Origin of the sequence: Streptomyces sp. NPDC046985, from assembly GCF_040644415.1 — a bacterium.
In the GTDB taxonomy this organism is placed as follows: Bacteria; Actinomycetota; Actinomycetes; order Streptomycetales; family Streptomycetaceae; genus Streptomyces.
This window is the reverse complement of sequence record NZ_JBEYWK010000007.1, coordinates 194411-218538: the sequence shown is the minus strand read 5'-3', so window position 1 is coordinate 218538 and position 24128 is coordinate 194411. Positions and strand designations below refer to the sequence as shown.

The window sequence follows — 24128 nt, the reverse complement described above, 5'->3', positions numbered from 1 at the left end:
GCGGCGAAGCCGGGTAAGGCGGTGCGGCGAAGCCGGGTAAGGCGGTGCGGCGAAGCCGGGTAAGGCGGTGCGGCGAAGCCGGGTAAGGCGGTGCGGCGAAGCCGGGTAAGGCGGTGCGGCAGGCGACGGCGCCCTGCCCGCGGGGACGTCGGATTCCGTCCGCTTCCGCGGGTGGGGTGCGCGCGTCTCAGGTGCGCGCGTCTCGGGTTCAGGCGTCTCAGGTGCGCGTGTCTCAGGTGCACGCGTATGAGGTGCGTGTGTCTCGGGTGCACACGCATGAGGTGCGCGTGTCTCAGGTGCACGCGTCTCAGGTGTGCGCCCCAGGGCAACCCTCCAGGCGGCCCAGCAGACGGCTCAGCAGCTCGGACAGCTCGCCGCGCCCCTCGCCGTCCAGCTCGTCGAGGACGGTCCGCTCGTAGTCGAGCTGTTCGGGCAGGAGGTCGTCGACGAGGTCCCGTCCGGACTCCGTGAGGTGGACGTGGGCGACCCGGCGGTCCCGGGCGTCGCCCCTGCGCTCCACGAGGCCGCGCTCGGTGAGCTGCTTCAGCCGCTTGGTGACGGCGGCGCCGGAGCAGAACGTCTCGCGGGCCAGCTCGCTCGGCGTCAGCTCACGCCCGGTGCGCCGCAGCGCGCCGAGCATGTCGAACTCCGGCCGGCTCAGTCCGGCCCGGCGCAGCGGCGTGTCCTCGGCCTGCTGGAGCAGGGCGGCGCAGCGGTTGATCCGGCCGATGATCTCCATCGGGGCGGTGTCCAGGTCCGGGTGCACGGTCCGCCACTGCCGGACGACGGCGGCCACCGTGTCGTCGTACGCGGCCCCGGCGCACCGGCCGGTCGCCGTGTCTCCCGGGTCCACGGGGTCTGCCGGATCCACGGGGTCCACCGGGCTCTTGCGGCCTCCTGGGTCCTCCGGCGCCGCTCCCCCGGCCGCCGCCGCTGGTTCCGGCCGTCCGTTGCTCGCCGTCATGGCCGCGCGTCCTCCGTCGTCCTGCCCCGTGCTCGGCGCCGGGGCGCGCGACCCGAGGCGTCGTACCGTCGCGGCGAGCGTACGGCGTGCGGACTGCTCGGTGATGACGACCCGCTCGTGCGGGAGGGCGCGCTGCCACCATGCGCCGGACGCGGCGTCGGCGGCAGCGGCGCGCAGGTCGACCGGTGCGGCGGCCGGGCTCCGGCGTGCGGAGCACGGCGCGGCGGGCGTCGTTCGGCCGCTTGGCGGGCGGGCTTGGGCCGCTTGGCGGGCGGGCTTGGGGCGCTTGGCGGGCGGGCTTGGGGCGCGGCGGGCACCGTCGGCTGCTCGGCGAGCGGGCGAGCGGCGCGCTCGCGGGCCTGGTCGACGGCGGTCAGGACGTCCTCGATCCGGTCGGCCGCCCGGCGGTCGGTGACGGCGACGGCGACGGCGACGGCGAGGAGACGGCGGCCGGGAAGCCGGCCGCGGCGCCGACGACGGTGTCCACGGCACGCTCGGTGACCAGTTCGCCGGTCGCCCGCGCGCCGGCGAACTCGGTGTCGAACAGGGCCAACGGGGTCGCGCAGACGCGGCCGAGCCCGTAGCTGCGGCCGATCAGCGCCTCGACGCCGAGGGTGCGGGCCGCGCAGCCCAGGACGAGGACCGCGTCAGCGGCATGCGCGAGCGGGAGCGCGCCGCACACCGTACGCGCCGTGCGCCCCTCGGATGCCCCCCGCGTACCCCCTTGCGCTCGTGTGCGCGCCGGACGCCGTGGGCATCGCTTGAGCGACTGGCCGGACCGCCGCAGGTCCGGGACCGCCGAGCGGGAGGTGGGGGGTGCACGGACCGGCTTCGCCTGGCTGGCTGCTGGTCGCGCTGTGCGCGGCGACGGGGGCCTACTGCCTGCTGCGGATGCGCAGCCCCGTCCCGGAGCAGCGCCGCGCGGCGGGTGGCGAGGCGCTGATGGGCTTCGGGATGGCGCTCATGGCGGTGCCCGCGGCCGTGTTCACGCCCCCGGCGTGGGCCTGGTCCGCGTACGCGGCGCTGTTCGGCGCCGCCGCCGTGCGCGCGCTGTGGTCGGCGCGGAGGAGCCCGCACCACCTGCACCACCTGGTGGGCACCGCGGCCATGGTCTACATGTCGCTGGCGATGGCCGCCTCTCCGGACCCTCACCACCACATGCACGGCGGGTCCGGCACGCCGCTGCTCAAGGGCGCGCTGCTGCTGTACTTCGCCGGCTACGTCCTGCTGGCCGGCGCCCGCCTCGTGCCCGCGGCCGTCTCGGCCGCCGGCGTCCCGGCGGGCGCCGCGCGGCGCTGGGGCGATCGACCGGAGCTGGCGCGGGCCTGCCGCCTGTCCATGGGGATGGCGATGGTGGCGATGCTGCTGACCATGTGAACCGCCCCGGCGGACTCCGTCACCCGGGGCGGTCGGCGCGCATTCAGCGCCCTCCCGCGAGCGAGGGCGGCGACCTCGCGCACGCGCGCACGGTTTCAGCGACGGCAGGGAAGTCCTGCCGCCGACCCGGTCGTCGTAAGTGACCGGGACCGGCGGCGGCGCCCTCGGGTCAGGTCGGGCGCCCGCCGAACTGCCAGTCGGTGCACCTCGACGTCGGCGTACTGATCCAGGGTCAGGACAGCCCGTGCCGTCTCCGGGCCCGGCGCCCGGACCAGGGCGGCCGTGCCGAGCCACGCGCCGCCGCCGTCGTCGTCGGACAGTCCCCGATGATCTCTTCGCGGCGCCAGCCGAGTCGAGCGGGTTTCACGGCACGGGGCGCCCGGCGGCTGTTCCCGGCCAGAGCGGGGCGCCCGGCGTCCCCACGGTTCGCGTACGCTGCTGGCGCCGCCCCCGCGTCGCGGGAGCGCGAAAAAGCCCGCCTCGGACGATCCCCCGTGTCGCCCGAGACGGGCGGCAGCCCGAACAGACCCCGAACAAGGGGCTGGACCGCCGGCGTTGAGTATAGTTGGCTGGCAGCCAGTCAACGCAGGAGTTACAGGATGTCCCCGCGCAGCGCCTCGGTCAATGAAGAATTGCGGCGGCGTTCCCGGGAGCGGCTGCTCCAGGCGGCGGTCGAGCTGGTGAGCGAGCGCGGGTACGACGCGACGACGCTCGGCGACATCGCCGACCGGGCCGGATCGGCCCGCGGCCTGGTGTCGTACTACTTCCCCGGCAAGCGGCATCTCGTGCAGTCCGCGGTGCACCGGCTGATGCACCGCACGCTGGAGGAGGCGCTGGAGCGCGAGCCGCGCACGGACGACGGCCGGGAGCGGATGGCCCGCGCCATCGACGGCATCCTGGGGCTCGCCCGCGACCGGCCGGTGCTGATGCGCCAGCACATGGCGGGCATCCTGGAAGCCGAGGGCTTCGTGCAGTGCCCGGAGCAGCAGCGGCTGTCGCACCTGCTGCGGGACACGATGGCCCGGCACGGCTCGACGGAACTCGACGCCGACTACCCGATGATGCGCTCACTGCTGATGGGAGCGGTGTACGCGGCCCTGGTGCCCGGGGCGCCGATGCAGGTGCCGGTGCTGCGGGCGGAGCTGTTCAAGCGCTACCGGCTGGACTGGGACATGGGCATGCCGCCGGAAGCCGTGCCGCGGCCCGGCGGCGCGGACGAAGCCGACGTCTCCCGCTTCTTCGCGACCGACCAGCGTCCGGCAGGCCCTTTGGACGCGAACGGCCAGCGCCCGGTGGAGGGGCGGCACGCGAACGGCCAGCGACAGGCGGACCGGCAGCACGCGAACGGCCGGCGGGCGGCGGACCGGCAGAAGTAGCAAGCCGGTCGGAGTAACGGGCCCGGGGGGGAGCTGCCCCCCCGATGGAAGCCGATGACCTGGTCCAGTACGCGTCCGGACGGGCGAGGCGCCGCGCGCCCCTCGGATGTCGCACTCCCCCGGCGGCCCGACTGCTGCGATGCTGGAGAGGTGAGGGATCTCCTCCGGCCGCCGGGGGAAGGAGTGCCGCCGTGCTGCGTGTCGCCGTCATCGGCTCGGGGCCGGGCGGGTGCTACACCGCCCAGAGCCTCGTCGAGCAGGACCCCTCCGTGCGCGTGGACGTCCTGGACCGGCTGCCGTGCCCGTATGGGCTCGTGCGCTACGGGGTCGCGCCGGACCACGAGAAGATCAAGTCGTTGCAGAGCACCCTGCGCGGCGTGCTGGAGCACGAGCGGGTGCGGTTCCTCGGCGGCGTGCAGGTCGGCGGCCCCGGCGGACTGCCGGCGGCCCGGCTGCGGGAGCTGTATCACGCGGTGGTGTACTGCGTGGGCGCCGCCGCCGACCGCCGCCTCGGCATCCCGGGCGAGGAGCTGCCGGGGAGCTGGTCGGCGACCGAGTTCGTGTCCTGGTACAGCGCCCACCCCGACGCCGCGGACGCCTGCTTCCTGCGCGACGTGCACAGCGCGGTGGTGATCGGCATGGGCAACGTGGCCGTCGACGTCGCGCGCATGCTGGTCCGCGGCGCGGCGGAGCTGAGCCCCACCGACATGCCCGAGGCCGCGCTCGCCGCGCTGTCCGGGAGCGGAGTGGCCGACGTCCGGATGGCGGGCCGGCGCGGCCCTTCCCAAGCGCGCTTCACCACCAAGGAGCTGCGCGAGCTGGGCGCCCTGCCGGACACCGACGTCCTCGTGGACCCCGGGGACCTGGCGCTGGACCCGGCCTGCGCGGACCCCTCGGCGCTCCCGGCCGCCCAGCGGCGCAACGTGGAGGTGCTCCGCGACTGGGCGGCCGCGCCCGCACGGGGCGGCGCCCGCCGGATCCGGCTGAGCTTCTTTCTGCGCCCCGTCGAAGTGCTCGGCGAGAACGGCCGGGTGGCGGGCGTGCGGTTCGAGCGGACGGTCCCCGACGGGCGGGGCGGCGTCCTGGGCGCCGGCCGGTATGAGGACGTGGCGGCCCAGCTCGTGCTGCGCTCCGTCGGTTACCGCGGGGTGCCGCTGGAGGGCCTGCCGTTCGACGCGGCCACGGGCACGGTGCCGCACCGGGAGGGCAGGGTGCTGCGCGACGGCGAGACGGCGCCGGGCGAGTACGTGGCCGGCTGGATCAAGCGCGGTCCGACCGGCGTCATCGGCACCAACCGGCCGTGCGCCAAGGAGACGGTGGGCTCGCTGCTCGCGGACGCGCCGCGGCTCCTGCGCAAGCCCGTGCCGCCGGACGCCGTCGCCGCGCTCGCCGCCGAGGGCGTCGAGCCGGTCGACTGGGCGGGGTGGCAGGCCATCGAGCGGGCCGAGGCGGACCTGGGCGCCTCGCTGGGGCGGAGCGTGGTCAAGCTGCCCGACTGGGAGACGCTGCGGGCGGCGGCACGCGACGACGGCCGGTAGCGGCGGGCCGTCTCACTCCTGGCCGCGGCGGGCGGCCTGGCGGTCGGCGGCGGTGAGGACGCTGTCGAGGAGTCCGGGGAACAGCTCCTCCAGGTCGTCGCCGCGCAGGCCGTTCATCTTGGCCGTGCCCCGGTACAACTGCCAGATCAAGCCGGCCTCGCGCAGCACCCGGAAGTGGTGCGTGGTGGTCGACTTGGTGACCGGCAGCTCGAAGTCCGAGCAGGACAGTTCGCCGGCGCCGGCGGCCAGCTCCCGGACGATGCCGAGCCGCATCGGCTCGGACAGCGCGTGCAGCACGTCCTCCAGCCGGATCTCCTCCCGCGCGGGGTGCGGGAGGTCGCGGCTGCCTGCTGCGGACACGGGGGCGGTGGCGGTCACGTCGGCTCCTCTTCGTACGAGGCTCCCATGGTACGTCGTCCTACGAGAGACTTCGTAGTTTGACAGTCACCGTACTACGGGGTTTATCGTACAAGCCGCACCGCACTCGTTACCGGCCCGCGACGAATGGAATCCGCCATGACCGCGCTGTTCGAGCCTCTCACCCTGCGTGAGGCAACGATCCCGAACCGGATCTGGATGCCGCCGATGTGCCAGTACTCGGCGGAGTCCGAGGGCCCCGGGACCGGCGCCCCGCTGGACTGGCACCTCGCCCACTACGGCGCGCGGGCGACCGGCGGCACGGGCCTGATCATCGTGGAGGCCACCGCGGTGTCGCCGGAGGGCCGGATCTCCCCCAACGACCTGGGACTGTGGAACGACACCCAGGTCGAGGCGTTCCGGCGGATCACCCGCTTCCTCACCAGCCAGGGAACCGTACCGGCGATCCAGCTCGCGCACGCCGGACGCAAGGCGGCGACGGACCAGCCGTGGCAGGGCGGCGCGCCGCTCGGGGCGGAGGGCCGCGGATGGCCCACGCTCGCGCCGAGCGCGGTGGCCTTCGACGAGCGGCACACGGCCCCGGAGGAGATGACGACCGCTCAGATCGCGGATGTCGTCCAGCAGTTCGCGGACGCGGCGCGCCGGGCCCTGGCCGCGGGCTTCGAGGTCGTCGAGCTGCACGGCGCCCACGGCTACCTGATCAACGAGTTCCTCTCACCGCACTCCAACCACCGCACCGACGCCTACGGCGGCTCCTACGAGAACCGGACGCGCTTCGCTCTGGAGGTCGTCGACGCCGTACGGGCGGTGTGGCCCGACGACAAGCCGCTGTTCCACCGGATCTCCGCCACCGACTGGCTGGAGGACGGGGGCTGGACCGCCGACGACACGGTGCGCTTCGCGGCCGAGCTGCACGCCCACGGCGTCGACCTGCTCGACGTCTCCACCGGCGGCAACGCCTCCGGCGTGAGCATCCCGACGGAGCCCGGGTACCAGGTGCCGTTCGGCGCGCGGGTCAAGGCCGAGACGCCGATGCCGGTGGCCGCCGTCGGGCTCATCACGGGCGTCGAGCAGGCGGAGAAGATCATCGCCAACGGCGAGGCGGACGCGGTCCTGCTCGGTCGCGAGCTGCTGCGCAACCCGTCCTGGGCCCGGCACGCGGCCCGCGAGCTGGGCGGCCAGGTGCACGTGCCCGTCCAGTACCACCGGTCCGTCTGAGACGACCGCCGGTCCGGCTTCGCGGGCGGCAGGCCGTCCGTGATCAGCGGGCGCGGGTCCGGCTCCGCGGTCGGCCGTCCGTGATCGGCGGGTGCTGGTTAGGCTTCGCGGCTGGCCGTCATCGACGGGCGCGGGTCCGGCTTCGCGGCCGGCCGTCCGTGATCGGCGGGCGCGGGTCCCGTTCCGCAGCCCGCCGTCGTCGGCGCGTGCCGGACCGGCTCCGCAGCCGGTCGTCATCGGCGGGCGCGGTCCGCCAGACGTTCTGCCGCCGGCAGCAGGCGCTCGATCGCCTCCTCGAGGAGCGGCAGCGCGCGCTGTCCGGCCAGGGCCAGCGCGATGGCCGCGGCGACGCCCGCCCAGGCGACCGGCCCCAGGGGCGTGCAGCCGAACAGGCGGCTGACGCCGGGGGTCTGCACGAGTGCGACGAGGGCGGCCGCGGAGCCGAGGGACGTCACCCGGACCAGTGTGCTGTCCCGGCGGTCCAGCAGGGTCTGGGCGAGCTGGGCGCCGACCACGCCGCACAGGGCCATCGTGCTGGAGCGGCGGGCGGTGCCCGCGGTGAAGCGCCCGATCAGCCAGGCGGCGACCGCGCCCAGGCACGTGGTCAGGGCGCGGTGACGGATCTGCCGGATCAGCGGCTCCCCGAGGACGCCTCCGACGGCGTCCTCGGGCGAACCGGCCCGTGCCTGCTCGATGTCCTCCTTCGGCGTCACGGCCACCGCCATCGCCGGGAACAGGTCGGTGAACAGGTTCACCATGAGCATCTGGCGGGTCGACAGCGGCGAACTCCCCGACACCAGGGTGCCGATGATGCCGAAGCCCACCTCGCCCGCGTTGCCGCCGATCAGGATGGCGATGGCGTCGGCGACGCTGTGCCACAGGGCGCGGCCCTCGCCGACCGCGTCGATCAGTACGGTGAGATCGTCGGCGGTGAGCACGATGTCGGCGGCGTTGCGCGCGGCGGCCGAACCGCGGGCGTTGATGCCCACGCCGATGTCGGCGGCGCGGATCGCCGCGGCGTCGTTGGCCCCGTCGCCGACCATCCCGACCACCCGGCCCGCGTCCCGCAGCGCCTCGACCACCTGGAGTTTCTGCTCGGGCGCCACCCGGGCGACCACGCCCGCGTCCCGCAGGATGCGGGCCCGCGACGCGCGGTCCGCCGCGGCCAGTTCGTCCCCGGTGACCACCGTGGTGTCGGCCGGCCAGCCCAGGTCCATGGCGATCGCCCGCGCGGTCTGCGGGTGGTCGCCGGTGAGCATGACGGGGCGTACGCCCTCCTCGAACAGGCCGTGCACGAGGGCCATGGACGTCTCGCGCGCCACGTCGGAGAGCGCCAGCAGGCCGATGAACTCCAGTTTCTCCAGCGGCCGTTCGAGGACCTCCGGTTCCTTCTCCGTCGCCGTGAGGCGGCGTTCGGCCACCGCCAGGACGCGCAGTCCGGCGCCGGCCAGCGTGTGCGCCATGTCGTGGGCGTGTGCGGGCAGGACGGAGCAGGCGGGCAGGACGGTCTCCGGGGCGCCCTTGACCACGAGCGTGCGCGGGCCGTCCCCGCCGAGGCCCACGGCGGCCGCGTAGCCGCGGGCGGCCTCGAAGTCGAGCCCGCCGAGCTGGCACCACTCCGGGTCGGGCCCCGCCGCGTCCAGGACGGCCTCGTCGGTGGCGTGCACCGGCCGGTCGGAGCTGCCGTTCACGCGTGGGCAGGCGCGGGCGGCGGCGCGCAGCACGTGCGCGGCCGCCTCGTCGCCCACCGCGCGGACCGTGCCGTCGGCGCCGCTGATCCGCACCAGCCGCAGCCGGTTCTCGGTGAGGGTCCCGGTCTTGTCGAAGCAGATGGTATCCATGCGGCCCAGCGCCTCCAGGGTGCGCGGGGTGCGCACGAGGACGCCGTCGCGGCTGAGCCGCCGGGCCGCGGCGAGCTGCGCCACCGTGGCCACCAGCGGCAGGCCCTCGGGCACGGCGGCCACCGCGACGGCCACTCCGCCGCTGACCGCCTCGCGCAGCCGGGTGCCGCGCAGCAGCGCGAGCCCGGTGACCGCGGCGCCGCCCGCCAAGGTCAACGGCAGCGCCTTGCCGGTGAGTTCCTGGAGCCTGGCCTGCACCCCGGCGGCGGGCGGCGTGCGGGCGGCCAGGTGGACGGCGCGAGCGGCCTCGGTGCGGTCGCCGGTGTCCACCACGACGGCGCGCGCCTGCCCGGCGACCACGGTCGTGCCCTCGAAGACCATGCACCGGCGGTCGGCGACGGCGGCGTGCGGGGTCGGCGCGGTCTGCTTCTGCACCGGCAGGGACTCGCCGGTCAGCGCGGACTCGTCGACCTCCAGGCCCTCTTCCCACAGCAGGCGGGCGTCGGCGGGCACCACGTCGTCCCCCTTCAGCTCGATCACGTCGCCGGGCCGCAGCTTGCCCGCGTCGACCGTGCGGGCGCCGCCGGCCGGCCGCTCCGCGCCCGTCCGCGCGGCTGTCTCCGTCTCCGCGTCCGCACCGGTCTCCGCGTCCGTCGGCGGGGGCGCCACCCGCGCCTTCCGCTTCTGCTCGGCGAGCAGCCCGGACATCGCGCGCTCGGCGCGCAGCCGCTGGACTCCGCCGACCAGGGCGTTGAGGTCGAGGGCGCCGACGACGAGGAGGGCGTCCACGACCGAGCCGAGGATGGCCGAGGCGGCCGAGCCGACGGCCAGGACCGGGGTCAGCGGGTCCTGGAGTTCGCCGCGCACGGCCCGGCCCAGCTCGACGGTCCAGCGCGCCGGGGAGAACACGGGGAGCCGCAGGACGCCGTCCGTGATCCGGCGGATGCCCCCTGCGACCTGCTGAGACAGGGTCGGGCGGGCGACCGGGACGTGCTCCAGGCGCTCCTTCGCCTCACCCGACTCCAGTGCGTGCCAGTGCACGCGCGGGCGGGGACGCGGCGCCCGCGCGGCGGCGACGCCGAGAGCGGCGCGCGTGCCCGACAGCAGGGCGATGGCCGCGGCGATGTCGACCGGCGCGTGCCGCAGCCCCGGCAGCACGCTGCGGCGGCGGCCCCCGGACTCGCCGACGGCGACGAGCAGCCCGGACAGCGCGGCCCCGGAGCGGGCCAGGGTCTGCGCGCGGCGGCCGACGGAGCGGGCGGCCGGCACGGCGGTCAGCAGCCGCCACACGTCGGGCAGGCCGTGCAGGGCCAGTACGTCCGCGCTCCACACGACCGCGCTGCCGTCGTCGGCGAGGGCGACGGCGATGTCGCTGCCGCGCAGCCCGGCGAGCACGTCACGGTGGTCGGCCGCGCGCATCCGGGCGACGGTGATCAGCACGCCGTCGCCCTCCTCGCCGCGCAGCCCGTAGACCACGTCGTCCAGCGGCCGCCGGGCGTCCACCACCTGGTCGGCGAGGCCGGTGAGGTCTTCCAGGACCGGGTCGTCCACCACGATCACCCGGAGTCCGGCCCGGCGGGCGGCGTCCAGCACGGGTTCCGCCCAGGGATCGGCCTCCCCGTCCTCGGTGCGCAGCGCGCTCGGGTGCAGGAGGAGGACGCCGGCCGTCTCCAGTTGCCGCAGCCGCTCCGGATCGCGCACCAGCACTCCGGTGCGGGCCAGGGCGGCGCTCAGCACGGCGTGGAACGCGGCCGGCCCGTACCGCGCGGCCTTGGGCGACCCGGCGAGCAGCGCTTCCGCCGCCTCGGCGGCGTTCTGCTTGACCAGCAGAGTCGCCGCCGCGCCCAGCAGACTGCCCGCGGAGGCGTGGTTGGCGTACTCCTGGGCCGGGGAGAGGCCGAGCGGCGGGCGCGTGGAGTCGTCCACGGCGACGCTGACGCGGCTGGGATCGCAGAGCCGGTCGTGCACGGCGTCGAAGGCGGCGGCTCGGGCCACGGTCTCGGCCAACTGGCAGGAGCGCAGCGCCCCGTCGAGCACCAGCGAGGTGGGGGTCTGGCCCGCGGCGTGGGCGGCGGCGTTGGCGCACGCGAGTACGAGGTCCATCCGGGCGGCGCCCAGCCGGGCGCTCAGCACCGCGCGCAGCCGGGGGTTCTCGCGCAGCAGCGTCACCGCGGCCGTCACCAGGCGCGGCGAGGGCGGCACGCGCAGCCAGTAGGCGGTGAGCGCCCCGGCGACGCCCAGGACGTCGGCGGCGAGCGTGGCCGCGGCGGCGCGCACCCCGGCGGGGTCGGCGGGCTGCGTGGTCTCCTCTGGGTCGCCGCCGTCGAGGACGAGTCCGTGCCGGGCGGCTATGTCGGCCGCGCGGTCCGTCACGCGGTCGGCCGCCTCTTCCTCGGTCGCCATGACGACCAGTCGTCCCAGGCCCTGGTTCCAGTAGGCGAACAGCACGTCGGGATGCTCGGCCAGATCGGCGGCCACCCGGCCCGCCAGGTGCGCGACTTCGCCGGAGAGCCCCGCGCGGGCCGGGTCGGCGGGGTGCAGGGCGAGGTGGGCCCGCGCTCCGGAGCGCCAGTGATCCGCCGCCGTGCCGGGCAGCGCGTTGCGCACGACGCGTGCCACGCGAGCCGCCGTGTCCGCCCCGCGCACGCCCGCGCGGGCGGTGCCCGCCGCAGCAGCGGCGGCGGCCCCGACCGCTGGCGCGGCCGCCCGGACGAGTGACCGGGGCGCCGTGGAGACGAGCCGGGCGGCGGCTGCCGGGGCCGTCAGCAGACCGAGCACGGTCAGGCCCTCAGCGGGAGGTGCGGGCGGGCCGCGCCGTCGGACCGAGGGAGCCGGAGGCCGCCTTGCCCGGAGCCGTCGAACGCGCGGACGCCTTGGCGGACTTCTTGGCGGCGTCCCCCTGGCCTTGGGCGGTCGCCTTGTCGCCGGTCGGCTTCGCGCCGAACTTCGCGACGACGGCCGGCGTGACGGTCTCGGCGGCCTTGTCGCTCGCCGCCCTCCTGGCAGCGGTCGCCTTGCGCGTGGTCGTGGTGCCCGAGGACGCCTTGCCCGCCGACGCTCTGACGGTGGTGGAGGACCGGGCCGCGGCCTGCTTCTTCAGCCCGCTCGCGCCGGTCGCCCCCGCGCCGGTCGCCGCTGCGGACGGCTGAACGGCGCCCGGGGCCGCGGCGCCCTCCAGCGCCTCGGCGGCGGCCCGCGCGGGTGTGCGCGTCGCCGCCGCGCGCTTGCGGGCGGCCCGCCGGTCGGTGGCGGTGCTGGCGGCAGCCGTGGACGCGACCACCGCGCCCGACGCGGCGGCGTGCTGTCCGCCGATCCGCCCGTGCTGCACGACCGCCGCGCCCTCTATGGCTTCCCCGTCGTGGACGTCGGCGGGGCGGGACTGGGTCAGCCAGGCCACGGCCGCGCCGGTGAGGGCGATCGGCCATTCGACCAGTCCGGCGACGCCGAGCACTCCGGCCCCCGTGTAGACCGCGAACCGCCGCCCCTTCGGCGACACGGCGCCGATCCTGTCCAGCGTGTCCTGGGCGGCCTTGCCCACGAGCCCGGCGCCGGGCACCCGACGGAGCACCGCTGCCGCGCCGTGCAGGGGCGCCGTGAGGATGGACGACGACTTCTGCTCAGCCATGACTCTCCTCGCCCGGGATGCGATCCCACCGTGGCCACGGGTGCTCGCGACGGCGCTGGTCATCCCGTCTTTTTCCCAGGGAACGCCACACACCGCCCCCGCGCCACCGGACTGTGCCCGGGGGCGTGACGGGGTTTGGCCGGGGCGGCCTGGAGCGAGGGGGGCCGCTTCGTCAGGACGCGCAGGGCACGTGGCAGTCGCCACGATGTGGTCGCCTTGCGGCGTGCGGGGACCGTGCCGTACGCGGGGCACGGCCGCCTGGGGGGCCGAACGGGTGGCGTCCGGTGAGGCGGTGCGGCAGGCGCCCACCCGCCAGACGTGCTTGGGTGCGCGGGCCGTGATCCCGGGGCAGCGACTTGTCGGAGCTGCGCTGGGGGCGGAGCGGAAGGCGCGGGCCGTTACCCCGGGGCAGCGGCCACGGTCCGCAGACGGCAGACGGCAGACGGCAGACGGCAGGCGGCAGGCGGCAGGCGGCAGGCGGCTCAGCGTCCGGTTCGCCCGAGCATCTCCTCGGTCAGCTCGCGCCGGTAGTCCGTGTACGCGGTGCGCAGCGCCGGGCCGGGCCAGTTCGCGGGCAGCAGCTCGGCGGGCAGGACGGGGTCGGCCAGCAGGTGCCGCACGACGGCGGCCAAGGCGGTGAAGCGGTCCGCCGGCGCCTTCGCCCGCTCCACGTGGGCGAGCAGCGCGCGGGCCGTAGCCGCCCACGCGCCGAGCGGCCACAGACCGGCGGCCAGCTCCCGGGCGCCGTCCGCGGGCGAGGCGGCCTCGTCGAGTCCGAAGCCGTCGAGTCCCAAGCCGTCAGGTCGGAAGCCGTCAGGTCCGATGCCGTCGAGTCCGGCGCCGCCGGGTGCGGCATCGCTGGCTCTCGCATCGCCGGGTCTGGCGGTGAAGCGCAGGATCACGTCGCCGAGTCCGTCGGGCCAGGGGCGGCGCAGGTTGGCGGGTCGCAGCCACACGCCCTCGCGCAGCTCGGCGAGTCGGAGGCCGGTCAGCCGGGCGCGCAGCGCGGCGCGCTCGGCGGGGCCGCGGCCGGTCGTCGTCACCACGCCCATCTCCCAGGCGCCGTCCCAGGGCCGCGTGCGGGGGTGCACGGCGGCGTCCTGGCGCCGCTGGCGTTCGAGCAGCCGCTCGCTGAGGCCGTAGACCCCGTCGGAGCGCCGCAGGTCGCCGGCGGCGGTCATCCGGCTCAGCGCCGCCCGCAGCGCGGAGGCGCCGATCCCGAGGGGTTCCACGGCCCGCACGAGGTCCCTCACCGGCAGCTCGGGCGGGTGTACGCCCAAGAGCAGGCTCAGCACGACGGACCGCGCGGACAGCGGGCGCAGCTCGATCTGGGCGGGTTCCGGGGCGGCGTTCACGATCTCGTACTGTACGGGGCTTGCTGTTGCACCATTGCTGCGACCGCAGCGAGAGTGCAACATTGGCCGTATGGTCTCGACACTCGCGCACCCGCAGCAGGAGCAGCCGGAGCCGCAGGGGCAGCCGCCTTCGGGCGACGGCTCGGGCGACCGTCCCGGCGACGACGCGGCGCCTCGACGCGCCCACACCCGAGACGCCTCGCACGCCCCGAACGCCTCGCACGCCCCATACGCCACGCACGACGTCGCCAACCAGCCCCCTCCCCTCGCGCCGTACGACGCGTCCGAGGACGCGGCGCTGCGCGAGGGGCTGCACCGCGAGGGCGCCGGCTGGGCCGAGGAGAGCGTGCGCCGGCTCGGCAGGCGGGCCGGGAGCGAGGAGGCGCAGGAGTGGGCCGAGCTGGCCAACCGGCACGAGCCGGAGCTGCGCACCCACGACCGGTACGGCCACCGGATCGACGAGGTCGACTTCCATCCGAGCTGGCACTGCCTGGTGCGGACGGCGGTCGCCGAGGGCCTGGCAGGTGCGCCCTGGGCGGACGACCGGCCCGGCGCCCACGTCGCCCGGACGGCGGGCAGCCTGGTGTGGGGGCACACCGACGCCGGGCACGGCTGCCCGACCTCGATGACGTACGCCGCCGTCCCCGCCCTGCGCGCGCAGCCCGACCTGGCCGCCGTCTACGAACCGCTGCTGACCAGCCGCGTCTACGAGCCCGGCCTGCGCGTGCCGACGCGGAAGCCGGGCCTGCTTGCGGGCATGGGGATGACGGAGAAGCAGGGCGGTTCCGACGTCCGCACGAACTCGACGACGGCCACGCCGACCTCCGAGCCCGGCGTGTACACGCTGCGCGGGCACAAGTGGTTCACGTCGGCGCCCATGTGCGACCTGTTCCTGGTGCTGGCTCAGGCGCCGGGCGGACTGTCGTGCTTCGTGGTGCCGCGCGTCCTGCCCGACGGCACCCGGAACCCCTTCCGCATCCAGCGGCTCAAGGACAAGCTGGGCAACCGCTCCAACGCCTCCTCCGAGCCCGAGTTCGACGGGACGGCCGCCTGGCTGGTCGGGCCCGAGGGGCGGGGTGTGAAGACCATCATCGAGATGGTCAACTGCACGCGCCTGGACTGCGTGACGATGTCGGCGGCACTCATGCGCAAGACGCTCGTGGAGGCCGGGCACCACGTCCGGCACCGCGCCGCCTTCGGCGCCCTGCTGGTGGACCAGCCGCTCATGCGCAACGTCCTGGCCGACCTGGCGCTGGAGTCCGAGGCCGCGACGACGCTCACGCTTCGGCTGGCGGGCGCCGCGGACCGCACGGTGCGCGGCGACGGCACGGAGAGCGAGGCGGCGTTCCGGCGGATCGCGACCGCCGTCGGCAAGTACTGGGTCACCAAGCGCGGTCCGGCCTTCACCGCGGAGGCACTGGAGTGCCTGGGCGGCAACGGCTACGTCGAGGACTCCGGCATGCCCCGGCACTACCGCGAGGCTCCGCTGCTGTCGATCTGGGAGGGCTCCGGCAACGTCAACGCCCTGGACGTGCTGCGGGCGCTGGGGCGCGAGCCGGGCGCCGCCGAGGCGCTGTTCGGCGAACTCGCCCTGGCCCAGGGCGGCGACGCCCGCCTGGACGCGGCGGTGACCCGGCTGAAGAACCAGCTCGGCGAGGCGTCCGCCGCGGGCGCCCGCCGCCTGGTCGAGTTGATGGCGCTTTCCCTCCAAGCCTCGCTGCTGGTCCGGCACGCCCCGGCGGCGGTCGCCGACGCCTTCTGCGCCACTCGGCTCGGCGGCGACTGGGGGCACTCCTTCGGCACCCTCCCCGACTCCGCCGACCTCGACGCCCTGTTGGACCGAGCGCTGCCGGACCTCCGCTGAGCCGGCTCGTCACGGCGTGACGCCCCTTCTCCACGGGGACCGCTCCGCACGCGCGAGCGCACAGCGAGCGGGAGAGGCGGCGGTGGGCCGGGGAGATCAGGGCATGCCGAACATCAGCCACGACTGCGGGGAGGCCCAGTCGGGGTACAGCTCGACCATCGCCTCGAACAGCTCGCGCTCGCCGGAGGTCTCCGCCTTCAGGCGGGCGAAGTCGGTCAGATAACGCTTGGTCCACCGCAGGCAGTCGGGGGTGTCCGGGACGCCGGTCTTCTTGTGGCCGGCGACGGCGGCCTTCGGGTCCAGCGCCGCCAGGCGGTCCACCGCCGCGAGCCAGCTCTCCAGGTGGGCGGGCGTGAGTTCGGCGACGTACTGGTGGCACTGGTTGTACAGGACGTCGCCGCCAACGAGGAGGCCGAGCGAGGGCACGTGCAGGGACGTGCTGTCGGGTGCGTCGGTGTAGCCCTGCTCGATGATGCGCAGTTCGTGCCCCTCCAGCTCGATCGTGTCCTGCGCGTAGGGCTCGGGCAGTGTGATCGCTGACGGCATCTGGCCGGGCAGCCGCTTGCGGTACTGCTCCACCGGCTGGGTGCGGGCGAACTCGACCGACTTCGGCGTGGCGATGCCCTTCGCACAGGGGAAGTGCCGCAGCAGCACGCTCAGGCCGGCGAAGTGGTCGAAATGCCCGTGCGTGATGTAGATCGCCGCGAGGTTGCGGTCGTGCAGCTTGACCCAGGCGGCCAGCGCCTCCGCCTCCGGGACTGTGGTGAGCGGGTCCACCAGGACCGCGTCCTGCTCGCCGTAGATCAGGGTCGAGGTGATCGGGTCCCAGGCCATCGGGTCGCCGATCCCGTGGGGCCGGTCGCCGACCACGGGTTTCTCCGGAGCGTCGAAGACGTTGAAGTGCAGAGCGGATGTCATCGCGGGCGTTCCCTCCGGTGTCGAAGGCGGCCGGCCCCCGCAGGGCACTGCCACTTCGCATTCATGCCGCCGCCAGGTTCGCGCTACGTACCAACGTCGCACGTTCCATCCGCAAATGCCCGCCCGAAGCCGCTTTCGCGTAGAACGAGGAACATGTCTGCGCAAACCGAGGAATGAGAAGACTCGGCGCCTTTCCGATCGACCGCCCTGAGACATGTAGCGACCAATCGGCATAAAATGTACGGAGTCGATCCCCCATATATGAGCGGGAAGGGACTTCGACATGACGACCTACGTCGTGATCACGCTGCATCCCCCTCAGCTCTGCCAGACGTCCAACAAGGTGTCCGGGGAGATGTGCAAGAAGCTCGGTCCGGAGATGGCGAACTCCTCGAAGTACGGGGTCACTGTGCACATCGGACCGCTCATCACGAGTGATCACCGGTCATTCTGGGTGATGGAAGCGGAAGACTACGACGGACTCCGCAAGTTCGTGGTCGAGTCGGGCCTCATCCAGTGGAACAGCGTGACGACGCTGCCGGTCATCGACTACTCCACCGCCATGTCCGAGGTGGAGTCCGTGACTCCTATCTGGAACGTCGACGGCGACGACGCGCAGTAGAAATCCAGAACCCAGCGTGTCGAACCGCCAGCAGGCCCCCGGGAGCGTCGTCCCCCCGAGGGCCGGCTGGCATGGGTTCCTCTGCGCAACACGCCTACGGCAGTTGCCAGTCGACCGGCTGTCCCCCCTGCTGGGTCAGCAGCTCGTTGGCCCGGCTGAACGGACGCGAGCCGAAGAAGCCCCGGTCCGCCGACATCGGCGACGGGTGCGCGGACTCGATCGCCGGAAGATCCCCCAGCAACGGCCGCAGATTGCGCGCGTCACGGCCCCACAGGACGGACACCAGCGGCTTGCCGCGTGCCGCCAATGCCCGGATCGCCTGCTCCGTGACCTCCTCCCAGCCCTTGCCCCGGTGCGCCGCGGGTTTGCGCGGGGCCGTCGTCAACGCCCTGTTGAGCAACAGCACACCCTGCCGCGTCCACGGCGTCAGATCGCCGTTCGACGGCCTGGGCGACCCGAGGTCGGAGTGCATCTCCCGGAAGATGTTCTCCAGACTTCCCGGCAGGGAGCGCACTTCCGGCGAGACCGCGAAACTCAGTCCGACGGCCATCCCGGGTGTCGGGTAGGGGTCCTGCCCGACGATCAAGACACGGACGTCGTCGAAAGGCTGCTGGAAGGCCCGCAGGACGTTCGCTCCGGACGGAACGTACGTCCGGCCCGCCGCTATCTCGGCCCGGAGGAAGTCCCCCATCGCCGCGATGCGTTCAGCCACAGGTTCAAGAGCCTTCGCCCAGCCTGTTTCAACGAGTTCATGCAAAGGTCGTGGTGCCACGCTGCCTTACTCTACTGGTGGGCGCCGCGCCCCGGGTCGACCTCCCCGTTCCCAGGCGACGTTCCCAGGCGACGACGAGGCGCCCTGTCCCCCACCGGCACAAGGGGATTGATCACCCCACGTCCGCATGGGTCGGACCTCCGCCCGACAAGTACGCCGATGTCCTGGGCGAGTTGTCGCTTGAGGTCCGATTGGCCCCACGGGTTGATTACCGCCGGTACGTAACGCTTCCGAACTCATCCGACAAAACCGGACGGATACCGCTCACCTGCACCCTCCCCGAACAGGGGAGCCCGTGAAGCCAGTAACATGCGGCGCCATGAGCTCCCCCAATGGGCCCGCGTCCGGCCTGCCCGTACGAATGCCGCGCCCCCGCCAGCCCGGACGGCACCGCCGACCCGAACCGCTGGCGGCGCCCGAGGGCGCGCCCGCGCTCGTCCTCGCGGTGCCGGGCACGCCTGGTGCCGCCGCGCGCAGCCTCGCCGAGGAGGTCATGAGCATCGCCCGCTCCGAGCTTCCCGGCCTGGACGCCCAGATCGGGTACGTCGAGGGGGACGACGCGGAGTTCCCGAGCCTGCGGTCGGTGCTGGCGCAGGCCGCCGAACGGCGTGCCGCCCGCCACGAGCAGGCCGTCGCCGCCGGCGTCGGGGCCAAGGCGCCCGACGGCCCGGTCGCGGTCGTCGTGCCCCTGCTGGCCGGCCCGGACAGCGCCCTGCTGCGCCAGATCCGGCAGGCCGTGATGGACAGCCGCGTCGCCGCCGAGCTGACCGACGTGCTCGGCCCGCACCCGCTGCTCGCCGAGGCGCTGCACGTACGCCTTTCGGAGGCGGGTCTGGCGCGCGCCGACCGTGCCCGTCTGTTCACCGTGGCGACCGCCGCCGACGGCATCATCCTGGCCTCGGTCGGCGGTGAGGAGGCCGTGCAGGCGGCCGGGATCACCGGCATGCTGCTCGCCGCCCGCCTCGCGGTGCCGGTGATGGCGGCCGCCCTGGACCAGGAGGGCTCCATAGCGGCCGTCGCCGAGCAGCTCCGCTCCTCCGGTTCCCAGCAACTGGCGCTGGCGCCGTATCTGATCGGCCCGGAGATCGACGCCCGGCTCATCGAGGCGGCCGCCGAAGAGGCGGCGTGCCCCGCGGCCGAGGCCCTCGGCCCCTACCCGGCGATCGGCAAGCTGGCCATGGCCCGGTACACCACGGCCCTGGGCATCGCCCCGCAGCAGCCGCAGGGCGCGCCCACGCACTGACCGGCGCCGCACCGCCCTGGATCGGATCACCGTACGACCGCGGCTGAGGGCCCGCTCCGCAGCGCTGGAGCGGGCCTTTCGCCGTGACGGCTGACGGCTGACGGCTGACGGCTGACGGCTGACGGCTGACGGCTGACGGCCGGACTCTTGGGCTGTCCGGCCCGGTCCAGGGGGCCGACCAGAGGCGTTCAGCCGAAGACCACGCAGGAGGCCGCGGCCACCCGCACCGCGCCCGCACGCCGCGGGCGCCCCGTACCGGGATCCACGGCGAACCAGGTCACGTTCCCGGAGCGCTCGTTCGCCGCGTACAGGAAACCCTCGGAGTGAGCGAGCGCCCGGGGCCAGTGGCCGCCGCTGGGGACCGTTCCGAGCAGTTCCAGCCGGTCCCCGTCCGCCTGGATCTCGAACACCGACAGCACGTCCTCGCCGCGTGTCGCAATCCACACGAACCGGCCGCCCGGATCGACCACGATGCCCGACGGGTAGGCGTCGCCGGCCGGGGCGTGCGGCAGGACCGGCGTCTCGGCCAGCGGTCGGAGCGACCCGGCGCCGGAGTCCCAGCGGCAGACGGTGACCGTGGGGGTGAGTTCGTTGACGACGTAGGCGTGGCGGCCGTCCGGGTGGAAGGCCAGATGGCGAGGTCCGGAGCCGGGGCGCAGGGCGATCTCCCGGTGCACGGCGAGCCGGCCGTCGGCGAGGGCGCACACCCGCACGGAGTCGGTGCCGAGGTCCACGCTGACGGCCCAGCGGCCGGTGGGGTCGGGCTGCACGTGGTGGGCGTGCGGACCGCGCTGCCAGCGGTCGTGCGGGCCGGAGCCGGTGTGCCGCAGGATGCCGGAGGGGGCGGGGGCGAGCCGCCCGTCGGCCCGGACCGGCACGGCGCTGACGCTGCCGGAGCCGTAGTTGGCGGTGAGGACATGCCCGTCGAACAGGCTCAGGTGGGTGGGTCCGCTCCCGCCGACCCGCACCGGGGCCCCGGTCAGCTCGACCGTCTCGCCCTTGACCCGGTACGCGGCCACCGCGCCGTCGGCGGTCTCACTGACCGCGTACAGCGTGCCGCCGTCGGCCGACAGGGCGAGATAGGACGGGTCCAGGACGCCGTCCGTGCTGCCCAGCAGGGTCAGCGCGCCGTCGCGCTCGTCCACGGCCGCGGTGACGACGCCGGGTCCGCCCGCCGCCGTGAACGACCCGATGAAGGCCCGCTGCCGCCTGCCGCCGTGGTCTGCCACCTCTGTGCCCTCTCCGTCGATCCGTGGGGCGACGGTAGCAGTCGATCAGTTACGGTCTAGACCAAAGCGAGAGCGTTCGGCGGAGTGCCGCACCGCCTTCACCGCGTCCTGTGCTCGGAGCGGGTGCGCGCCGGAGTCAGGCGCCGGCCAGCGGGGAGCCGGACGGCGCGCGCAGCGGCGCGGCCAGCTCCGCCAGGGCGCGCTCCAGACCGTGCAGATGGGCGAGCGCGCCCGCCTCCGCGGCCGGGCCGGGGGCTGCGACGGGCTCGGAAGCGCCGGCGCGGCCCTCGGTGAGCGCCTTCACCGCGGCCTCTACGCGCCAGCAGGCGGCGGCCAGACGCGCGTCGTGGGACGCCTCCGGATCGGCGGCCACGGCGACCAGTCCGCGGATCTCCCGGGCGCAGTCGTCCAGGAGCGCCAGCGCCCGCCGAGCGCGCCGCTTGCGGCCGCGCATCGGGTTCAGGGGGTGGACGAGGGGCGCGACGGAGAGGCGTACCCGGCCGAGGATCTGCTCCAGTTCGGCCACGCGAGGTGCGGGGTCGGCCGCCGGGGCGCCCGCGAGGCGGGCGGCGGCCTCGGCCGTGCACGCGTGCACGCAGCGCAGGGCCCGCTGGATCCAGCCGTCGGTGACGGCGTGGGTGGTGACCGGCAGCACGAACAGCACGGCGAGCCACGCGCCCAGCGCCCCGACGGCCGTCTCCCCGAACCGCAGGGCGAGCAGCCCGGGGTTGAGCACGCCGAAGAGACCGTAGAGGGACTCGGCGAGCAGCGTGACCCAGAGCATCATCCAGGTGTAGGAGACGGCGGCGGTGTAGAAGACGCCGAAGACGGCGGCGGCCACGAGGACGGCTGTGGGCAGGGCGGCGCCGTGCAGCGGGATGACGACGAGCACGCCCAGGCAGAGGCCGAGCACGGTGCCGAGGACCCGGCGGAAGCCGCGCACCAGCGTCTCGCCGCGCGAGGCGGTGTTCACGAAGACCCACCAGGTGGCGCCGACGGCCCAGTACCACCGCTGCCCGGACAGGAGCTGGCCCGCGACGACCGCGAAGCCGGCGCCGGCGGTCGCCTGCACGGCCTGCCGGGTGGTGATCCGGGCCAGTCCGGCGCCGCTCGGCGGCGATGGCGCGGTGACCGGCGGCAGCCGCCGCTCGTAGCACCACAGCCCGAATCGGACCGCCGCCGCGCTGAGCACCGCCAGCAGAACGGCGGCGGTCAGCGCGGGCATCTGCGCGGGAGCGGCGTGCAGGAACTGGGCCACGAAGAAGGTCATGAACGCGAACACGCCCAGGCTGTGGCCCCGCGGCCCCCAGCGGCGGGCGTACACGCCCGCGCCGACCACGGCGAGGAAGACGAGGTCCCGGGCCACCGGCCGGTCGTGCAGTGCGACCGCCGCGGCGAGGACGGGAACGCCGACCACCGGCAGCAGCGCGGTCGTGACCGCCTGGCCCCGGACCGTGGGATCCGTGACGGTGAACAGGGCGAGCAGCGCGGCGAGACCGCCGGCGACGGCTTCCGTGAGGGAGTGTCCGACCTGGCCGCAGACGGCCGCGGCCAGGCCGATGCCGAGGACGGCACGGGCCGCGAAGCGCAGCCGCACCCGCCCCGGGTCCGGGGCCGTGAACACCCTCTTCAGCACTGCGTACCGCCTCCCTGGCAGCCGTGTTCCGCCGGGGCGAAGGAAACGCCGGTGGCACACGAACGAAAAAGGCGCCGCGGTGATCCGCAGCGCCATCGACGACCCCATGAGAGCATCACTGTGCCCTCTGGCTCAAGTGTCGCCCAGAACACTGAGCCATTGGCACAACGCGCGTCGTCGAGAAGGCGCTGACAGCAGGCCATTGGACGGCTCGGAGTGGCCCAGCCGGAGCGGCTGCCGTAGGGCCATTGGTACAGTCGGCATCCGTCGCCGCGGCGAACCGGCACGGGAGAGAGCGGGCGCTGACATGGCCGTGGACGCACTCGACACCCGCATCCTGCGGCTGCTCCTGGAGCAGCCCCGCACCAGCGTGCGCGAGTACGCCCGGATCCTCGGCGTCGCCCGCGGCACCCTCCAGGCCCGCCTGGACCGTCTGGAACGGGACGGCGTGATCACGGGCACCGGTCCCGTCCTCTCCCCCGCCGCCCTCGGCCACCCGGTGCTCGCGTTCGTGCACATCGAGGTCACCCAGGGGCACATGGACGACGTCGGGGACGCGCTGGCCGGGGTGCCGGAGATCGTCGAGGCGTTCTCGATCACCGGCGGCGGCGACTTGCTCACCCGGGTCGTGGCGCGCGACAACGCCCACCTGGAGGACGTGATCCAGAAACTGATCAGCCTGCCCGGGGTGGTGCGCACGCGCACCGAGGTGGCGCTGCGCGAGCGGGTCCCCCACCGGCTGCTCCCGCTGGTGGAGTCGATCGGCCGCACGGCGAAGGGGTGAGCGAGGGCGCGGCGAGGGGGGCGCGGCGAGGGCGAGGTGGGCGCCCGCGTCAGGAACGGCCGCGGGGCTTGCCGCGTCGGCCGCTTTTGCCGCCCTTCGCGGTGTTCGCCCCCTTGGCGCCGCCCCGCGCGCCCTTGGCGTTCCGCGGGGCCCCGGCGCCGCTGGCGCCGCCGCGTGCGGTAGTCGCCTTGCCGGTGCGGCCGGCCGCGGAAGTCCTGCGCGCGCCGCCGGCCGCGTCCGTGCGGGCCTCGGCGGAGCGCTCCGGGCCCGGGGAGCGACCGCGGGTGCTGTTGACCGTGCGGCCGCGGACGATCCCGATGAAGTCGTCGACCAGGTCGGTGGTCGCCTCCTCCGGCCACGCCAGCGCCACGCTCGACTGCGGGGCGTCGACGACGGGACGGTAGGTGAGGTCCCGGCGGTGGTACAGACGGGCGAGTGACTGCGGGACGACCAGCAGACCGACGCCCGCGGCGACCAGCTCGACGGCGTCCTCGGTGGTGGCGGGGCGCTCGAAGGCGGCCTCGCCGGGCGGGCGCTCCCAGCCGAGCACGTCGTCCAGCGGGTGGAAGACGACCTCGTCGGCCAGGTCCTCGACGGAGACCTCCTCCGCGGCCGTCACCAGGTGGTCCTTGGGGACGATCACCACACTGGTCTCGGTGTAGAGGGGGATCGCGCTGAAGAACGAACGGTCCACCGGCAGTCGTACGACCCCCGCGTCCGCCGCGCCGTCGCGCAGCGCCCCGTCCGCTTCGACGGCCGGGACCTGGACGAGAGTGAGCGATACTCCGGGCAGGCGCTCGTTCCAGATTCGCACCCACTTGGCGGGCGTCACCCCGGGGACGTACGCGAGCCGGAACGTGGGGGATGCTTCCGAGCCTGTCACCCCGCCAGGTTACCCGGCGTGGTCGGCGTGGTCAGACCTCTCCTCGGCGGTCGATAGTCTGGACACCATGAAGTCGCACCAGACACCCCAGACGATGAAGCCCGCCACCGCGGCGAAGAAGCTGGGTGTGTACCTGCCCGCCACGCCCGCCGAGTTCCAGGAGGGCGTCGTCTCGCGCGCCGAGCTGAACGCGTTGCAGACCGAACCCCCTCAGTGGCTGCGGGAGCTGCGGAACGACGGGCCCCACCCTCGCCCGGTGGTCGCGGCCAAGCTGGGCGTCTCCATCGCCGGCCTGGCGCGCGCCGGAGTCACCGAGGCGCTCACCACGGAGCAGATCGAGGCCCTGAAGCAGGAGCGGCCCGAGTGGCTGGAGAAGGAGCGGGCCACGCAGGCCGAGGTCCGCAAGGAGACGGCCCGGCTGAAGAAGCGGGACGCCGAACGCGCCGCTCAGGACGACGAGCCCCGCCCCTGACACCGCGGGTCCCGGCCTCGCGGACACCTCGGG

20 protein-coding genes are annotated in these 24128 nt (G+C 74.9%); 9 read left to right on the top strand and 11 right to left on the bottom strand.

What is annotated here, in order from left to right; translation table 11 throughout:
- Positions 1–307 precede the first annotated feature (307 nt).
- Both ABZ861_RS11710 and ABZ861_RS11705 read right to left on the bottom strand, forming a co-directional pair.
- A complete protein-coding gene (locus tag ABZ861_RS11710; protein ID WP_361627592.1) occupies positions 308–964 on the bottom strand; it encodes a MarR family transcriptional regulator in 657 nt (218 codons plus the stop codon).
- A 373-nt stretch (positions 965–1337) separates the two neighbouring features.
- Positions 1338–1646 (bottom strand): FUSC family protein, encoded by a 309-nt coding sequence (locus tag ABZ861_RS11705; RefSeq protein ID WP_361627589.1) that lies wholly within the window; start codon positions 1644–1646, stop codon positions 1338–1340.
- Positions 1647–1780: 134 nt separating this feature from the next.
- On the opposite strand from ABZ861_RS11705, the gene ABZ861_RS11700 reads away from it, so the two are divergent.
- The 3 genes from ABZ861_RS11700 to ABZ861_RS11690 all read left to right on the top strand — a co-directional run bounded on the left by ABZ861_RS11700 (position 1781) and on the right by ABZ861_RS11690 (position 5255).
- Positions 1781–2341, top strand: coding sequence for a DUF5134 domain-containing protein (locus ABZ861_RS11700; protein ID WP_361627586.1), 561 nt, complete (start codon positions 1781–1783; stop codon positions 2339–2341).
- Positions 2342–2940: 599 nt separating this feature from the next.
- Positions 2941–3717, top strand: coding sequence for a helix-turn-helix domain-containing protein (locus tag ABZ861_RS11695; protein WP_361627583.1), 777 nt, complete (start codon positions 2941–2943; stop codon positions 3715–3717).
- Between the two features lie 191 nt (positions 3718–3908).
- Complete coding sequence (locus ABZ861_RS11690; RefSeq protein WP_361627580.1) at positions 3909–5255, top strand: FAD-dependent oxidoreductase; 1347 nt, start codon at positions 3909–3911, stop codon at positions 5253–5255.
- Between the two features lie 12 nt (positions 5256–5267).
- Here ABZ861_RS11690 and ABZ861_RS11685 read toward each other — a convergent pair whose 3' ends face one another.
- Positions 5268–5633 (bottom strand): helix-turn-helix domain-containing protein, encoded by a 366-nt coding sequence (locus ABZ861_RS11685; RefSeq protein WP_361627577.1) that lies wholly within the window; start codon positions 5631–5633, stop codon positions 5268–5270.
- Between the two features lie 138 nt (positions 5634–5771).
- On the opposite strand from ABZ861_RS11685, the gene ABZ861_RS11680 reads away from it, so the two are divergent.
- Positions 5772–6851: an NADH:flavin oxidoreductase/NADH oxidase gene (locus ABZ861_RS11680; RefSeq protein ID WP_361627574.1), complete on the top strand. Its 1080-nt coding sequence runs from the start codon at positions 5772–5774 to the stop codon at positions 6849–6851.
- A 233-nt stretch (positions 6852–7084) separates the two neighbouring features.
- Here the strand turns inward: ABZ861_RS11680 and ABZ861_RS11675 are convergent, their stop codons facing one another.
- The 3 genes from ABZ861_RS11675 to ABZ861_RS11665 all read right to left on the bottom strand — a co-directional run bounded on the left by ABZ861_RS11675 (position 7085) and on the right by ABZ861_RS11665 (position 13672).
- Positions 7085–11470 (bottom strand): cation-translocating P-type ATPase, encoded by a 4386-nt coding sequence (locus ABZ861_RS11675; protein WP_361627571.1) that lies wholly within the window; start codon positions 11468–11470, stop codon positions 7085–7087.
- Positions 11471–11480: 10 nt separating this feature from the next.
- Positions 11481–12317, bottom strand: a complete 837-nt coding sequence (locus ABZ861_RS11670; protein WP_361627568.1) for a hypothetical protein — start codon at positions 12315–12317, stop codon at positions 11481–11483.
- A gap of 482 nt (positions 12318–12799) precedes the next feature.
- On the bottom strand, positions 12800–13672 hold the full coding sequence (locus tag ABZ861_RS11665) for a PaaX family transcriptional regulator C-terminal domain-containing protein (RefSeq protein ID WP_361627565.1): 873 nt from the start codon (positions 13670–13672) through the stop codon (positions 12800–12802).
- 70 nt (positions 13673–13742) lie between these two features.
- Between ABZ861_RS11665 and ABZ861_RS11660 the strand changes: the two genes are divergently transcribed.
- Positions 13743–15536: an acyl-CoA dehydrogenase family protein gene (locus tag ABZ861_RS11660; protein ID WP_361627562.1), complete on the top strand. Its 1794-nt coding sequence runs from the start codon at positions 13743–13745 to the stop codon at positions 15534–15536.
- A gap of 96 nt (positions 15537–15632) precedes the next feature.
- On the opposite strand, the gene ABZ861_RS11655 is transcribed toward ABZ861_RS11660, so the two are convergent.
- Complete coding sequence (locus ABZ861_RS11655; protein WP_361627559.1) at positions 15633–16454, bottom strand: MBL fold metallo-hydrolase; 822 nt, start codon at positions 16452–16454, stop codon at positions 15633–15635.
- A gap of 283 nt (positions 16455–16737) precedes the next feature.
- On the opposite strand from ABZ861_RS11655, the gene ABZ861_RS11650 reads away from it, so the two are divergent.
- Positions 16738–17076 carry a hypothetical protein gene (locus tag ABZ861_RS11650; RefSeq protein WP_361627556.1) on the top strand — a complete coding sequence of 113 codons (339 nt, stop codon included), beginning with the start codon at positions 16738–16740 and terminating at the stop codon, positions 17074–17076.
- Positions 17077–17170: 94 nt separating this feature from the next.
- Here ABZ861_RS11650 and ABZ861_RS11645 read toward each other — a convergent pair whose 3' ends face one another.
- On the bottom strand, positions 17171–17848 hold the full coding sequence (locus ABZ861_RS11645) for a uracil-DNA glycosylase (RefSeq protein WP_361627553.1): 678 nt from the start codon (positions 17846–17848) through the stop codon (positions 17171–17173).
- 319 nt (positions 17849–18167) lie between these two features.
- On the opposite strand from ABZ861_RS11645, the gene ABZ861_RS11640 reads away from it, so the two are divergent.
- The gene (locus tag ABZ861_RS11640) at positions 18168–19091 is read left to right on the top strand and encodes a hypothetical protein (RefSeq protein ID WP_361627550.1); all 924 of its coding nucleotides are present in this window, start codon (positions 18168–18170) and stop codon (positions 19089–19091) included.
- 188 nt (positions 19092–19279) lie between these two features.
- On the opposite strand, the gene ABZ861_RS11635 is transcribed toward ABZ861_RS11640, so the two are convergent.
- Both ABZ861_RS11635 and ABZ861_RS11630 read right to left on the bottom strand, forming a co-directional pair.
- Positions 19280–20320, bottom strand: coding sequence for a lactonase family protein (locus ABZ861_RS11635; protein WP_361627547.1), 1041 nt, complete (start codon positions 20318–20320; stop codon positions 19280–19282).
- A 136-nt stretch (positions 20321–20456) separates the two neighbouring features.
- The gene (locus ABZ861_RS11630; RefSeq protein WP_361627544.1) at positions 20457–21956 is read right to left on the bottom strand and encodes an FUSC family protein; all 1500 of its coding nucleotides are present in this window, start codon (positions 21954–21956) and stop codon (positions 20457–20459) included.
- A gap of 307 nt (positions 21957–22263) precedes the next feature.
- On the opposite strand from ABZ861_RS11630, the gene ABZ861_RS11625 reads away from it, so the two are divergent.
- Positions 22264–22740, top strand: a complete 477-nt coding sequence (locus tag ABZ861_RS11625) for an Lrp/AsnC family transcriptional regulator (RefSeq protein WP_361627541.1) — start codon at positions 22264–22266, stop codon at positions 22738–22740.
- 49 nt (positions 22741–22789) lie between these two features.
- Here the strand turns inward: ABZ861_RS11625 and ABZ861_RS11620 are convergent, their stop codons facing one another.
- Positions 22790–23623 carry a LysR family substrate-binding domain-containing protein gene (locus tag ABZ861_RS11620; protein WP_361627538.1) on the bottom strand — a complete coding sequence of 278 codons (834 nt, stop codon included), beginning with the start codon at positions 23621–23623 and terminating at the stop codon, positions 22790–22792.
- A gap of 67 nt (positions 23624–23690) precedes the next feature.
- On the opposite strand from ABZ861_RS11620, the gene ABZ861_RS11615 reads away from it, so the two are divergent.
- Complete coding sequence (locus ABZ861_RS11615; protein ID WP_361627535.1) at positions 23691–24095, top strand: DUF5997 family protein; 405 nt, start codon at positions 23691–23693, stop codon at positions 24093–24095.
- Positions 24096–24128: the final 33 nt, after the last annotated feature.

What these genes read in the sequence shown, in the direction of transcription:
- ABZ861_RS11710 (WP_361627592.1), bottom strand. Translation starts at nt 964, where the DNA reads ATGACGGCGAGCAACGGACGGCCGGAACCAGCGGCGGCGGCCGGGGGA.
- ABZ861_RS11680 (WP_361627574.1), top strand. Translation starts at nt 5,772, where the DNA reads ATGACCGCGCTGTTCGAGCCTCTCACCCTGCGTGAGGCAACGATCCCG.
- ABZ861_RS11640 (WP_361627550.1), top strand. Translation starts at nt 18,168, where the DNA reads ATGAGCTCCCCCAATGGGCCCGCGTCCGGCCTGCCCGTACGAATGCCG.
- ABZ861_RS11615 (WP_361627535.1), top strand. Translation starts at nt 23,691, where the DNA reads ATGAAGTCGCACCAGACACCCCAGACGATGAAGCCCGCCACCGCGGCG.
- ABZ861_RS11660 (WP_361627562.1), top strand. Translation starts at nt 13,743, where the DNA reads ATGGTCTCGACACTCGCGCACCCGCAGCAGGAGCAGCCGGAGCCGCAG.
- ABZ861_RS11625 (WP_361627541.1), top strand. Translation starts at nt 22,264, where the DNA reads ATGGCCGTGGACGCACTCGACACCCGCATCCTGCGGCTGCTCCTGGAG.
- ABZ861_RS11695 (WP_361627583.1), top strand. Translation starts at nt 2,941, where the DNA reads ATGTCCCCGCGCAGCGCCTCGGTCAATGAAGAATTGCGGCGGCGTTCC.
- ABZ861_RS11670 (WP_361627568.1), bottom strand. Translation starts at nt 12,317, where the DNA reads ATGGCTGAGCAGAAGTCGTCGTCCATCCTCACGGCGCCCCTGCACGGC.
- ABZ861_RS11655 (WP_361627559.1), bottom strand. Translation starts at nt 16,454, where the DNA reads ATGACATCCGCTCTGCACTTCAACGTCTTCGACGCTCCGGAGAAACCC.
- ABZ861_RS11650 (WP_361627556.1), top strand. Translation starts at nt 16,738, where the DNA reads ATGACGACCTACGTCGTGATCACGCTGCATCCCCCTCAGCTCTGCCAG.